Genomic DNA, 14,131 nt, shown 5'->3' with positions numbered 1-14,131 from the left:
TTATTTTAACTATCTTATTTAAAAGAAACAACTGTAAAAAAGCTGAATCGAAAAAGCAACTGCTTGCTTTTCGAGTTCAGCCTCTGTTTCCATTTACAGGAACGGTCATGAAGTTTTGATCACATTGAGTAGTGTCGTAAATAAAATGGCACTGGAAGCAGCTCCCGGGTCGATATGTCCGATTGCACGCTCTCCTAGATAGGAAGCTCGTCCTTTTTTAGCTACCAAGTCTTTGGTGTGTTCTTTTGCCTGTTCAATGATTTCTTTTGTTAGATTTCCTGCTTTCAATGCCTCTGTAACTGGTAGCCAAACATCTAACATCGTTTTATCGTCAGCTTCTGCCTTTCCTCGGCTTTGAATACCCGCTGTTCCCTGCTCGATCACTTCTCCTAATTTTTCTTGAGAATCAATAGAATCGACCTCTTTTGTCGCTTTCATCATGTTCATGAATGCAGATCCGTATAACGGACCAGAAGCACCACCAACTTTCGATATCATCGCCATAGAGAATACTTTGAATGTATCACTAATTGTTTCAGGATGATCGGTTTGAAAAGCTTCTTCATAAGCTGAAACCCCTCTTCCCATATTATTTCCGTGGTCTCCATCGCCAATCGGGGTATCTAGATCACTGAGATATTGTTTGTTCTGATTGATTGCCTCTGCAAATTGTGAGAGCCATTCTTGGATTTCTTGAACGGTTAGTTTCATATTATCACCCTTTTATCTTGAGATTGTCTTACCATGAAATCGTCTGTACATTGCTTTCTAAAGAATCTTTCCATTGCGTCTCCGTCAAGTCGATCAGCGTCAGAGAAAGGCCTTGCATATCTAGTGAGGTCATAAAATTACCGACTTTTCGGAAAACTACATTGACGCCTCTTTCTTCCAACAGAGCTAAAACATCATTCATGAATACGAACTGTTCCATCAAAGGCGTCCCGCCCATTCCGTTGACGAATACACCTGCTTCTTTTGGCAAATTCGAGTAATCATCTAAAATCTTAGTAACAAGTTCCTTTGCCAGTACTTTAGAAGGCTGCATTTTTTCTCGACGATAGCCTGGCTCACCGTGGATACCAACACCGTACTCGATCTCATCTTCTCCTAGTTCGAATCCTGGTTTCCCTACTTCTGGTACAGTTGCTGCTCGAAGCGCTACACCGATCGTCTTAGTTGCCTGTACGACCTTTTCTCCCAATTCTTTCAACTCTGCTAGGGAAGCACCGTTTCTTGCTGCATCGCCCACGATTTTGTGTACAAGGACAGTACCTGCGACTCCGCGTTTTCCAGCAGTATACGTACTATTTTCAACGGCGATATCATCATCTACGATCACACTTTCTACTTCAATATCGTCCATAGCAGCTAGTTCCTTTGCCATATCGAAGTTCAATGCATCCCCTGTATAATTCTTAACGATTAGTAAAACTCCTTTTCCACTATCCGCTTCCTTGATAGCCGTTTGAATCTGATCTGGAGTTGGAGAAGTAAACACATCACCAAGCACCGCTGCACTTAACATTCCTTCCCCTACAAACCCGGCATGGGATGGTTCATGTCCGCTTCCTCCACCAGAAACCAAACCAACTTGTTCTGCTTTCTGATTCTTGGCTACAACACGGGAAGATTCTACACGATGAACAAGTTCTGGATAGCTTTTTACTAATCCTTCCAACATTTCTTCGACAATATTGCTTGGATCATTCATGATTTTTTTCAATTTATTCCCATCCTTTCTTTCCGGCATTTTGTGCTTCTGTTAAGATTTGCTGAGTATCATCCGTTATACCGGCAGTGATGGCTGCTGCAAAAGCTCCTTCCACTAAAGGCGCATCCACCAGATGATAACGTTGCTGCTGTTCTTCTTCCAACATGTCTTTTGCCAATTCCGAATTCAATACCGCGCTGCCGATATCCGCAAAAACAAAATAACTAGCTGCATCACTTGATTCATTGACAGCTTCTACGATTTTCATCGGGTCTGAACCGATCTCGCCATTTATTCCGCCGAGAGAAAAGATCTGCACCTCTTCGGATTTTTGCATCTGCTCAATCATTTCTTTAATACCATCTGTTACTTTTTGACTATGAGAAATAAGCAAAATACTCTTTTTCACAAGAATCTTCCTTTCTTTTACATAGTTGCTAACGATTGGTTTCGCTTTCATTAATGAACAATTCAAGTATATAATAAATTCCTAATTTTGGGAAAATATGTGTTGCGCATCTTGAACTTTGTTATACTTTCATTAAAGAGAGGAGTGATCGAATGATTACAACAACCACGAATAGTGTGGAAGGAAAAACCGTAGTAGCTTATAAAGGAATCGTTTTTGGTGAAGTTATTACTGGGATCAATGTATTGAAAGATTTTGGGGCTGGTTTGCGAAACGTCTTTGGCGGCCGTTCAAAAAGTTATGAAAATGAACTAATGGGCGCAAGAGAAGAAGCCCTTGAGGAAATGGCCGAACGTGCAAAAGCATTAGGAGCTGATGCGATCATTGGCGTAAAAATGGACTACGAAGTATTAGGCAGCGACAATGGCATGCTAATGGTCACATGTAGTGGAACAGCTGTCTCCACAAGATAAGTAGGAATAGCTGTCTTAATAAATAAAAAGAGATGGGACATGTAGTGGGACCCAAGAGTTAGATTTTTCAGTCTAACTTCGAGGTTCACTACCTTCCCATTCTCTCTTTTTTATTGCTTTTTGCGAATGATTCCGTAAGCTGCTGCAACTAGCACACCTGTGCCTACGAAGGAATAATTGACAGAAGCTGTTTTTTCATTTGTTTTTGGTAAAGTCTGACTTGTTGATTCGGATGGCTCTGTCGTTTGCTGAACTGTTTCTGTCGTGGTTCCAGAGGCCACTGATTTTTCTCCTGCCGAATGCAAAATATCTTTTATTCGTTGGAAACTAGCTGCTAAGTCTGCTTTTTTTGCTTCAAAATCATTAGCAACTGTTTGCGCTTCGCTGATCTTTCCATGGATCGCTTGACTGGCCGCTGTGATATCCGCTTGAGTTTGACTTAGCTTTCCAGAAGCTGTTTGAGCAACCTGATCTAATTGTTGATTGAACTCTTTTGCTTGTTGGATCTTCCCGTCAAGATCTTTTTGGACAGCTTCCGCTTTTGCTTTCGCTTCAGCAAGCTTTTTCTCAAGTTGTGCACGGTCATTTCCCGCTTTATTTTTAAGATCAGCTAAATCTTGATCGATTGCTGCTTGGTCTTCTTTCAATTTGTTTTTTGCAGCTTCTAATGCTTCTTCGAGTTCTTTTCTTTTATTTTCCAAGTCTTGCAAATGATCGATTTGGTCAGAAGAGGTAGAACTATTCGTTGATGTATCTTCTGAAGACGAAATCGTTTCTCCTGAGTTATCTGTCGGTACATTGGAAGTCATTTCTGTTTCCGAGGTTCCGTTTTCAGCATCAGAAGAGCTTATAGTTGTTGAAGGCTCTGTTTGAGCAGGTTCAGAAGTTTCTGCAAAAGCTGTGTGTCCGAAGAAGAAAATACCGGAAACAGCAATCGGCCAGATCAACGGCTTCATTCTTTTTTTCATCACTTTTCCCATCCTTACTACTTTTTAACTAATTTCTTATTATAAGCAAAAATGATTGGAAGAACCATAAACACAACAGGCTGTTTGTCTAAAAAACGGTGCATCTTTTATTTTTTTGTACGTTCCGGACTTTTCCATGTCCCGCTTCCATAACCTAAAATCGTTTTGACTGCTGGAATGAAAGTCGTCACGATCGTTATCGCGTTCACTATCCAGAACAAAAGCATATATAGTGGCGCGAAAAGAAGATATTTCAATTTTCTTCGTCGATCATCTACAATCAGCGAAGCTAGCAACTGGAAAAATCCTGCGACCATTTCAAAGCAGATGAACACAAAACTGAATGTAAAAGTGACATAGATCTGTTCATAGTTTCCTTGGTACACATAATGCCCAATCAATCCAATAAAAAGAATCACGGAAATACAAAAGAATATTGACCAGACAATACTCTATGTTTGATCAATGAAGATGATCGTTCTTCCGATATGTTCAAAAGGATGGAGCATCACTTTTTTGAAATTCGTCAGCCAGACTTCTGTTCCACCTTTTGCCCAACGTTTTCTTTGTCGATATAGCATCTTCAACGTCACAGGTACTTCCATGAAAAAGATGATCCCAGGAGCAAAAACAGATACCCAATCATTCAACTGATGATCCCACGCAATACTGATGTCTTCTGTCGCTCGATCTTGCCTGAATCCGCCCACATCGATCAAGGCTTCTTTTCGATACATCGTATTTGCCCCACTGTACGCATAAAGGCCACCGAAAACAGCTGACTGTGTTCGTTTGATGATACCAACGATACTCGAGAATTCAACCGTTTGCGATTTTGCAATCAACTTGGTACGATTTTGGACATCCATATTTGCAGTGACCGCAGCAATATGTCTTGCACCAGGGCGAATGAAATAATTCACATACCTGTTCAGTGCATCTGGCTCCGGTACCGTATCTGCATCATTGCTTAAAATCAATTTTCCTTTTGCAAAGGCAAGTCCGATATTAAACGCATGGGCTTTCCCTTTATTTTTTTCGATCCGAACCACACGAAGATTAGCGTATTTTTTCATCAGTCTGGCTAATATTTCTGGTGTTTGGTCCGTTGAACCATCATCGGTCACTAATACTTCATAGTTGTGATAATTCAATTTCGTCATCAAATACTCGATCGTATCTTCGATCACGATCTCTTCATTATGGGCTGGCACCATGATCGTAATGAACGGTTCGACACCCGATGGAACATCTACCCATTCTTTTTGTTTATGTTTGTATAAAAAAACATAACACCAGACACCAATAAACCATGCAAATCCGCCTAAAATCGGGTAAGAAACGAGAAAAAAATACATGATAGACAAACAAGTATCTAGGAATTGATTACCTGTATGAGTGATTGAGGTCATTTCAGTTCCACCCCATTTTCTTTATACAAATCTGCAATGAGTGTCGTATCTAGATTTTTCTCTTCGGAGACAGAATAAAAACGGACCGTTTCTCTCTCTTCTTTTGTTCCAAAACGTTCCGTATACATTTCTTCAAGTAATTCTTGTCTTTTTTTCAATTCTTCATCTTCATATTCAAAAGACTTATTTACTTTTCTATACAAATTTCGATTGTTCCATCTAGTCAACACAAATGAGATAATCAGGAAGCTGAAAAAGATCAATGCAAAAAAGCCGATGAAGAAATACAGCATTTTCTTTTCCAATAAAAAAGCGTACAAGTAAAAATCTTTGGCTCTTTCTGGTCTCGTCAATGGAAAAAACACCCATATAAAAGGAAGAACAACGATCATCCAACCCAAAAGAGCCACTAGCGTTTGCCAAATTTTTAACCAATAATTACCTTTTGAAAAATACTTATTTTTTACCAAAATCGATGCAACTTCTTCTCTTGTTACTTTTTTCATATCCTCACCTCACATTTTTGTTACGACGTAGGAGTTTACCATACTTTTCATTTCTTTTCACATAAAGTGTTCCTAAATTTTTCCTAAGAAAAAGAACAAAACATTTCTCATCGGCAAATGAAAAATATTTTGTTCTTTTTATCAGTTATTCTTTTTATTTTTTTATCTCTTAATTATGTTTCTCTTTCCAATACGACAATGCTTTTCATTCCTCTAGATATCGCCGTGTACATTTGTCTGCGTCTTCTTTGCTCATCTCTATCGTTTTCAAATGGATACAAGATTACATGATCAAATTCCAGTCCTTTTGCTAGACTCAAAGGGATGATCTGGCAGTTTTCTAATCCATATGAACTTTTTTTAATCGATTCTTGTAGCGTTTGGGTTTCCTCTTCTGTTTGGGTGATAATTGCCGCTTTTTCTCCTTTTAGAGAAGCCAAAATCTCAGCTAGTATTTCCAACAATTCTTCAGAGGATCGAAAAGAGCGGTATTCGGGTTCTTTTCCTTGCGGTCGGATCGATACGATGTCGATCTTCTCTTGATCCACAGCATAGGTTTTGAAAAGCTCAGTGATTGCTCCGCTAGAACGGTAACTATTTCTAAGATCATACCGATGGATCGGCAGATGGTAGTCGTCGAAACAACGCATAATATCAGCAAAAGTAGTGGAAGAATTAAAGATTGCTTGATTCTCGTCACCTACTAAAGTAAAGTGAGTTTTTGGAAATAATTCGATCAATAGACCTAATTGTGCCAGGGTATAATCTTGTACTTCATCAATCAATAGATAGCGAAACGCTGGTACATTTACCTTTTCAACAAGCAAATGATGAATAGCTAATAAAATGACTGCTTCATCAACAGTACGTGTGTGTTGCCAAACATAAGCTGAGCCATATCGTTTTTCATAAATTCTTTCAAACAATCGGTGCTCATCCACCCATGCCATTTCTTCAATCTGTCTGGTTATTTTTCGATAGTTTTTTTGTAAAAGTTTCCTTGCATAAACTGCGATACTTTGTTCCGAATCATCAGAAATCAATTCACCGAATAATTTCAACTGCCTATCTTCTGTCAACGAGAGTACCTGATTCTGCACAGCAGGACTTTTTGCTTGTTTCAAAAGATGATTCTTCCATTCGCTCATCAGTGCCTTTTTCGTTGCTTGAAGCCTATCGATCAATTTAGGATGAGCAGGGACTTTCTCATATATTTTTTCGATCGTTTTTTTAGAAAGAACTGTTTTTCCATTTTTAGTAAGTCCACGGATAAAATCAGGATGATCTAGAAACAAAGGATCTGATCGTTTTAGATCATCAATATACTCTTTACTACGCAAGTGTTCTGCTTGCTCTGATACATTTTCTTTGGTGATACGTTTGAAATAAGCTTCTTCACCTTCTATTTCCTCTGCTGAAAGCTGTGAAACTAACTGCAAGATGGTTAGATTCAGTGGATTTCTTTCGCCTAATGATGGTAGGACATTCGAAATATAGTCGATGAACCGATGATTAGGTGATAGAATCAGCAAGTCATCAGACGTCATCGTATCTCGATATAAATAGAGCAGATACGCAATACGCTGCATGATAGCAGAGGTTTTACCACTTCCTGCTACGCCATTTACCAAGATATTTTGACTTTTCACATCCCGAATGATTGTGTTTTGTTCCGATTGGATCGTAGCAGTGATAGCCTTCATTTCATTGGTCTCATCTTGACCTAACACTTCTAATAACACATCGTCTTGGATAGCTACAGACGTATCAAAAAACTTGACCAAACGATCTCTTTCCAAAATAAATTGACGTCTTTCTTTGATAACCGTATCGATTTTATTTTGACGAACCGTATAAGAAGATGGGCCAATCATGTTATTGTAAAAAAGTTCGGCAATTGGTGAACGCCAATCATAAACAAGATTTTCATCTGCATCATCTGTGAAATTTGCTGTACCGTTATAAAAGGATTCTTTTGGCTCATTATCCAGAAAGTCTACAACGACTTTTCCAAAGTAGGGACTTTTCAATAAACGTTCGATCTTTGCTAGCTGATTTTCTGCGTTTTTCTGTTTGATATTCATCTGATCGGTTTCTCTATTTTTCATTTCAATCATCGAAAAAGTATCCAGGTTATCTAAGTAACTGTCAAAATTCAATCGAAGCTCGCCAGCCATTTCTTTCAGCGACTGGTTTCCTTCTACTTTTGCCGTATCCATCGATTCACGCAGTTCGTTTCTTTTATCGATTAGCTTTTGATACACGTTCTTCAGATATGCTTCTTCTAACTGCTTTTGTGTGTTGACCATACACATTCTCCTCTTTTTTTAAAGTGGTGGAACCGATTAGTTTACCTCTTTTAAGAGTCGAATGCAAGCTTTTTAACGAGTATCATTTGTTAGGATATATCAGTTCTTCAGGTCGGACAGTTTGATATAAAGAAAATGCACCATCAAGGTTTTTTACGTGGTAGCCAGACTGCTTCAAGATTCTTTCCGCTAGATAGCTACGTAATCCGCTATGACAGCTGACGATATATTCTTGTTGGCTGTCTAATTCATTTAATCGGTCCCGAAGTTCATTCAAAGGGATATGTTTGGCTTCCTTGAATTTGCCTTTTTCCAATTCTTCTGCTGTTCGCACGTCTAATAAAATTTTTCCTTTGGCTAATTCTGTCGGCAATTCCTGCCATTGTACGGTTTCACTAAGCCCTTCTGCAATGTTCATTGCTGCATATCCTAGCATGTTTACTGGATCTTTGGCTGAGCCAAATGGCGGTGCATACGTCAATTCTAACTCCGGCAAATCGAAGATCGTCAAATGCCCTTTGATTGCTGTTGCTAAAATATCGATCCGTTTATCCACACCTTTTGCCCCAACACCTTGTGCACCATAAATCTCGCCAGTCTCTGGATGGAAGATCAACTTCAGTAAAATATCTGTTGCTTCTGGATAATAGCTTGCATGATCTTTTCCTGACACATGAACGACTTCAAAAGACAGCTCGTTTTCTTTGGCTGTTCTTTCACTTAATCCGGTGGATGCGGCAGTCATTCCAAACGTTCGTATAATTGCTGTGCCAATACCGCCTTGATTTCTTCGAGAAATTCCGGAAATCGTGTCCGCAACTTGTCTACCTTGACGATTGGCTGGTGAAGCAAGAGAAATAAGTGCATCTTTTCCAGTGATTTGCTGTTTTACAACGATAGCATCCCCAACCGCATAAATATCAGGAATATTCGTTTGATAACGTTCGTCTACTAGGATACCCCCGCGTATACCTAATTCGATTCCAGCAGTCACTGCTAGCTGGTTATCAGGACGAACACCAATGGATAAAATAACTAAATCAGCAGGAATGGTACGCCCGTCATCCAGTCGCAATCGTTTCCCAAGGTCTTCAAATCCAGCGACAGCATGAGAAGTAATCACTTCTACTCCTTGATGAGACAATTCTTTTTCTATAAAAGCTGCCATTTCTTCATCCAGTGTCGGAAGAATATGCGGTGCTTGTTCGATCACCATGACTTCTAAACCTCTTTTTTTTAGGTTTTCTGCCATTTCCAATCCGATGAATCCTGCACCAACGATCACCGCACGCTTTGGCTGTTTTTCTAATGCATGCATCACTTTATCGATATCTGGTACATTTCTAATAGAAAAAACATTGTCGGCTTCTGTTATCCCTGGAATCGACGGAGCAACTGGTTTTGCACCAGGAGATAAAACCAATACATCGTACTGTTCCAAGTGTTTTTGACCCTCATGTACGACTTCTACCGTTTTGTTTTCAGGAAAGATAGCTGTCACTTCATGATTTGGACGCACATCTAAACAAAAACGAGCGGATAATGATTCTGGCGTTTGGACAAGAAGATTTTCCCGGTCACTGATTTCACCAGAAAGATAATAAGGCAAGCCGCAATTTGCAAAAGAAACATACGGTCCTTTTTCAAAAACAACGATTTCTGCCTCTTCCATTAACCGGCGAAGCCGTGTAGCAGCAGACATCCCACCCGCTACACCTCCGACAATAACGATTTTCATCTTATTTCCCTCCTACTGTTCGATCAAACCATTGATTCATACCGCCACGTACATTCACCACATCATAACCAGATTTCTTTAATTCTTTTGCTGCTTGTTTACTCCTCATCCCTGATTGACAAATCACATAAACGGTCTTTTCTTTGTCTCCATCATATCTGTTTATGCTTTGTAATGGAATATTTTTAGCTCCTTTTATATGCCCGCCCCGGTATTCTTCAGGTGTTCTAACATCAAGTAATACTGACTTTTCTAAAAGCTTTTCCTTTAATTCTGGGACTGTTATCGATTTTATTGGCTGAAATAACAAACTCATTTTCTGCACCTCGTTTATATTTTATAAATACCTTACGGGGTATATTAAACAGGAGCTTTCTTATTCTGTCAACCAGAATGACTCTTCATTTTTTTAACTGCTTTTTATATTTGCATAAAATACCGATTAGGGGTATTATCGAGTTATAAAAAAATAGAGGAGAATGTGCTATGGAGATTGAGAATAAAAATATCCTGAACCGTTTGAAACGTACAGAGGGGCAAATTCGTGGTATCCAAAAAATGATCGAAGATGAAAAAGAATGTATGGATGTCATCACTCAATTAAGCGCTGTTCGTTCTAGCATTGATCGCGTAATGGGAATGATCGTTGCAGATAATCTGAAAAATTGCTTTGAAAATCCCGATAGTAATCCAGAAGAACAAGCGGCTAAATTAGAGCAAGCGATCAAGATGATTATTAAAAAGTAAAGGAATGATTTCAATGAAAGTCGTTTTCCATATTGATGAATTAGAAAAATGGTCAGAAACAGGGAAAAACGTAAAAAACCTGATAAAAGCTTCTCCTGAAACGACGATCGTCGTTTCCGTCAACGGTATCGCAATTACCGGTTATCTAGACTCTGCCAATGCAGAATTCTTAGATTTGAAAGAAGTCGTTTTTCACGCTTGTGCGAATGCTATGCGTGCTAATCATATTTCAGAAAGTTCTTTACCTGAACAAGTAATCGTTGTACCAGCAGGTGTACTTGATTTAGTTGAACTGCAATCCCAAGGTTATGCTTATATCAAGCCTTAGTCAGTAGAGGTTGTGACAGAAGTGATCAGCTTCAAGAAATAAGAAGGAATTGACGAAAATTGCTTCTCAAATTTTTGTAACATTTCGGCTTATTTTTCGAAGAAGTTACTTCTGGAACACCGTGAATCAGAGGTTGTGAAATCAGCGGTTTGATCTGAGTATTAGAGAAAAAAACGGGAAAATAGCTCCTCATATTTTGCCGTTTTTTGAGCTAATACCGAAGGTCAGCTGATTGAACACCGTTTAAGGAAGAGATTGTGAAAAAGTCACTTAGTTTCGAGTATGAAGAAAAATTTTGTGAAAACGGCTTTCTACATTTTTGCATAAATTTGGCTTAATACCGAGAAACTGGCTTTTGAACACCGTTTAAGGAAGAGGTTGTAAAATCAGCGGTTTGACCTGAGTATTAGAGAAACAAACGGAAAAATAGCTGCTCATATTTTGCCGTTTTTTGAGCTAATACCGAAGGTCAGCTGATTGAACACCGTTTACCAAGAGGTTGTGAGCCTACCCATTTAACTCCGAGTTACAAGAAATAATTTTAAAAACAACTTCTCATGTTTTTGGTTTGGTTGGCTTATTATCGAGAAGTAGCTATTGGGAGTCTATTTATCAAAAAAAGGAGTGCGACATAGGTCACACCCCTTCTTTATTTTCTTTGAAACATCTTTCGGTACTCGACAGCATACAAGATAAAAGATTGTAAAAGACCGTAAGTGATGACGGCAAAAATGACTCTCACCCACAGCGTTGGTAATTCTGGGAAAAGCAGCAAAAGGATCATGCCAACATAGATGACAGCAGTCGCTACTTTGCCATACCACTTCGCTCCACTTAATTTGATATTTTTAGATAGCCCGATTAATCCAGCTACAAACATAAAGCCTTCTTTTATCAAGAATAGACCAAACAACAGCCAAAGCCACGGTCGATACCATGCCATAGACAAAATCAGAAAAAGTTGTGTCAATTTATCTGCAAACGGATCAAGCACCTTCCCTAAGTCTGTTACCTGATTATATCTCCGAGCAATGACCCCATCTAGATAATCAGACAAACCTGAGACAACAATGACCGCTCCTGCTACATAAAACGACTGTCTCAGCACAAAATAAAGATAAATCGGCAGCAAGAGAATACGGAATATCGATAAAAGATTCGGAATTGTTTGGATTTCTTTACGCCAGTTTGTGCTTATTTTCATTTGACCGTCCCACCTCCTCAGCACTCTTTTTTTTTATTTTAGCTTACATAGAGAATAAAACCAATGATTTTACTGCTGTTATTTTTTTTGCAATCACTGATCATATGCGTTGGTCTGAAATAATCACTTGTTGTTTTCATCTTTTGCGCTTCTTTCTTCCTGTCGTTTACGCATTTCTTTTACTAACGCTTTATGGGCTTTTTTTGATCCTCGCTCTAGGTCACGCTGCTGTTTCCGTGTTTTAAAATCGATAAATAGACTATCTAAATCGTAACCTGTCGGGTACAGATTTTCTGCTGAACGCACCAGACGAACGCGCTGACGAGGCACACGGATCATTTCTTTTTCTAAATATACGGCAATCGTATCTTCACCTATATCCTCATAAACTAATGCTTCTTTTTGGTATTCATTCACAAATATTCGATCGCCTTTTGCAAAGATCTGGCGTTCTTTTTTATTGTCCTTCCTATTTATACCTGCTGTCTTAGGAGGAAATTCTTTTTTCTGTGTCCGATAGGCTTTTTCCTCCAGGTAACGCTCTGCTTGCTGGATCAATTTCATAGACATAGCCATTTTATGAGCAATCCATAAAGCTTGGCTTTCTCCTGTTTCTCCAACACGCAATTGATATTTAGGACGAAGTGCTTCCCGATCGAAAGCCATAGCAGCCGGCACAAAATCTTCATGATCCCTAGCAAATTTCTTAATTTCTCCATAATGGGTCGTGGCAATGATCAATGCCCCCTGCTCATACATAGATTCCATGATTGCGATCGCTAATGCAGCCCCTTCATTTGGCTCTGTTCCACTGCCAATCTCATCCAGAAGTACCAATGTATTCCTTTTTATCTTTTTCAAAATAGCAGCAATGTTTTGCATATGACCAGAAAATGTACTCAACGCATTTTCTAAATTTTGGTGGTCACCGACATCGACGAAAACCTCATCAAAGACAGCAAGCTCCGTCCCTTCTTTTGCCGGAACTTGCATGCCGAACATCGCCATCAAAGTCAATAAACCGACCGTCTTCAACACGACTGTTTTGCCGCCGGCATTTGCTCCGGTGATAATCAAGCCTCGATAGTCTTTACCGATTTCAACATCCAATGATACCGCATGATCAGGTAAAAATGGATGTCTGCCTTGTTTGATGACGATATGTTCTGATTTATTGATTTTAGGCGTGATCCCATTGATTTCTCGACTGAATTTTGCCCGAGCAAAAATGATATCTAATACCGTCATCGTTTCGATCAATAAATCGATTGCTTCTTCATTTTCTGCAATAGCACCAGTCAATGCAGCCAGAACTTGATATTCTTCACTGATTTCTTCAGCTTTTAACAACTGATAGTGTTCATTCAGTTTAGAAACCACAGTCGGTTCAATAAAAAACGTCGTTCCTTTGTTCGATTCATCGATGATCGTCCCATCTACTTTATTTTTATAGCTGGCTTTGATAGGAATCGTATAGCATTCACCTTTTTGAACGATTATTGCTTCTTGGATCATTTCTTTGTTTTTCGGATGACGCAAGAATTTCAGCATTTTTGACTGGATTTCTTTTTCTATTATTTGTAATTGTTTGCGTACTTTACGCAAATTACGTGAAGCATCGTCACTGACTTTATTATTTTTTATTTTTTGGTCAATCAACTCTTCTACATTTATCAAATCAGGAAGATGCTTGCTATAAGCAAATAACAAAGGTGCCTGGTATTGATTCTTATCAAAAAACTTTGTGATCATCCGACTGCTTCTTAGAAAATCCGCATATTCAATCAAATCAGCGGGCGACAGAACCAACCCTTTTTTGACTTGTTCTGTCAGTGCATCAATCCTCGGCAATCCCATAAATGGAACATGCTGACTACTTTCTAAGATCAAGCGTGCTTCTCTTGTTTCTTCTTGACGATCCAAGACGGTTTGTAGGTTTGACGAGGCCGTCATCTTACTGATTCGTTTTTTGCTATAGTTTCCGATTGCTCTTGCTTGGACTTCCTTTTTGATCTGATCAAATTGTAATTGACTAATCATTTCGTCGTTCATACTCTCCCCTTTTCTTGAAGAGATACCTGTCCCAAAATAAATAAGGGCCTAGAGATAAATAAAAGGATAGAACACAGCTTAAAAAAGTCATGTCCTATCCTCATTAGAATACAAAGATATTGTTTTCCTGACAGGTACCGTTTCATAAGCACACCAAATAAACCTTGTTTATTGGCTATTCGACTTACTGATTAGATACCAGCTACACTCACAAAACATTCCCCATTCTTCTAGGTCTTATTTATTTTCCACTTAACTATAGCAAGACGCCTTT

The 14,131-nt window shown here is 38.9% G+C and carries 13 protein-coding genes and 1 pseudogene; 3 read left to right on the top strand and 11 right to left on the bottom strand.

The genetic code is table 11. The features are described 5' to 3' along the window. Nucleotides 1-105 precede the first annotated feature (105 nt). From dhaL to dhaM, 3 genes are read right to left on the bottom strand one after another with little or no spacing between them, the layout of a single operon-like run. Nucleotides 106-711, bottom strand: coding sequence for a dihydroxyacetone kinase subunit DhaL (dhaL, locus tag IGK53_RS01735; protein ID WP_002315957.1), 606 nt, complete (start codon nucleotides 709-711; stop codon nucleotides 106-108). 28 nt (nucleotides 712-739) lie between these two features. After that, nucleotides 740-1,750: a dihydroxyacetone kinase subunit DhaK gene (gene dhaK, locus IGK53_RS01730; RefSeq protein WP_002329626.1), complete on the bottom strand. Its 1,011-nt coding sequence runs from the start codon at nucleotides 1,748-1,750 to the stop codon at nucleotides 740-742. Then, complete coding sequence (gene dhaM / locus IGK53_RS01725; RefSeq protein WP_002304157.1) at nucleotides 1,725-2,120, bottom strand: dihydroxyacetone kinase phosphoryl donor subunit DhaM; 396 nt, start codon at nucleotides 2,118-2,120, stop codon at nucleotides 1,725-1,727. Before dhaM ends, dhaK begins: the two co-directional genes overlap by 26 nt. A 152-nt stretch (nucleotides 2,121-2,272) precedes the next feature. On the opposite strand from dhaM, the gene IGK53_RS01720 reads away from it, so the two are divergent. Then, on the top strand, nucleotides 2,273-2,593 hold the full coding sequence (locus tag IGK53_RS01720; protein WP_002329627.1) for a putative heavy metal-binding protein: 321 nt from the start codon (nucleotides 2,273-2,275) through the stop codon (nucleotides 2,591-2,593). Nucleotides 2,594-2,703: 110 nt separating this feature from the next. On the opposite strand, the gene IGK53_RS01715 is transcribed toward IGK53_RS01720, so the two are convergent. The 6 genes and pseudogenes from IGK53_RS01715 to IGK53_RS01690 form a co-directional block, all read right to left on the bottom strand. Further along, nucleotides 2,704-3,561, bottom strand: coding sequence for an LPXTG cell wall anchor domain-containing protein (locus tag IGK53_RS01715; protein WP_002329628.1), 858 nt, complete (start codon nucleotides 3,559-3,561; stop codon nucleotides 2,704-2,706). 107 nt (nucleotides 3,562-3,668) lie between these two features. Beyond that, nucleotides 3,669-4,973, bottom strand: a pseudogene (locus IGK53_RS01710) (glycosyltransferase family 2 protein). After that, complete coding sequence (locus IGK53_RS01705) at nucleotides 4,970-5,479, bottom strand: hypothetical protein (protein ID WP_430604922.1); 510 nt, start codon at nucleotides 5,477-5,479, stop codon at nucleotides 4,970-4,972. Before IGK53_RS01705 ends, IGK53_RS01710 begins: the two are co-directional and overlap by 4 nt. A gap of 173 nt (nucleotides 5,480-5,652) precedes the next feature. Next, complete coding sequence (locus IGK53_RS01700; RefSeq protein WP_002329630.1) at nucleotides 5,653-7,788, bottom strand: HelD family protein; 2,136 nt, start codon at nucleotides 7,786-7,788, stop codon at nucleotides 5,653-5,655. Nucleotides 7,789-7,870: 82 nt separating this feature from the next. Then, nucleotides 7,871-9,526: an FAD-dependent oxidoreductase gene (locus IGK53_RS01695; protein ID WP_002329631.1), complete on the bottom strand. Its 1,656-nt coding sequence runs from the start codon at nucleotides 9,524-9,526 to the stop codon at nucleotides 7,871-7,873. Between the two features lies 1 nt (nucleotide 9,527). Beyond that, nucleotides 9,528-9,842, bottom strand: a complete 315-nt coding sequence (locus IGK53_RS01690) for a rhodanese-like domain-containing protein (RefSeq protein ID WP_002329632.1) — start codon at nucleotides 9,840-9,842, stop codon at nucleotides 9,528-9,530. Nucleotides 9,843-10,012: 170 nt separating this feature from the next. Between IGK53_RS01690 and IGK53_RS01685 the strand changes: the two genes are divergently transcribed. Further along, nucleotides 10,013-10,273, top strand: coding sequence for a metal-sensitive transcriptional regulator (locus IGK53_RS01685; RefSeq protein ID WP_002292566.1), 261 nt, complete (start codon nucleotides 10,013-10,015; stop codon nucleotides 10,271-10,273). 13 nt (nucleotides 10,274-10,286) lie between these two features. Further along, the gene (locus IGK53_RS01680) at nucleotides 10,287-10,601 is read left to right on the top strand and encodes a DsrE family protein (protein ID WP_002329633.1); all 315 of its coding nucleotides are present in this window, start codon (nucleotides 10,287-10,289) and stop codon (nucleotides 10,599-10,601) included. 649 nt (nucleotides 10,602-11,250) lie between these two features. On the opposite strand, the gene IGK53_RS01675 is transcribed toward IGK53_RS01680, so the two are convergent. Together IGK53_RS01675 and IGK53_RS01670 are read right to left on the bottom strand one after the other, a co-directional pair. Continuing rightward, complete coding sequence (locus IGK53_RS01675) at nucleotides 11,251-11,805, bottom strand: CDP-alcohol phosphatidyltransferase family protein (RefSeq protein WP_002329634.1); 555 nt, start codon at nucleotides 11,803-11,805, stop codon at nucleotides 11,251-11,253. 123 nt (nucleotides 11,806-11,928) lie between these two features. Continuing rightward, a complete protein-coding gene (locus IGK53_RS01670; protein ID WP_430604919.1) occupies nucleotides 11,929-13,857 on the bottom strand; it encodes an endonuclease MutS2 in 1,929 nt (642 codons plus the stop codon). Nucleotides 13,858-14,131 lie beyond the last annotated feature (274 nt).

Source organism: Enterococcus sp. DIV1224, from assembly GCF_050555455.1.
Classification (GTDB): Bacteria; Bacillota; Bacilli; order Lactobacillales; family Enterococcaceae; genus Enterococcus_B; species Enterococcus_B lactis.
The sequence above is the reverse complement of the archived record's forward strand: the minus strand, read 5'-3'. Positions and strand labels throughout refer to the sequence as shown.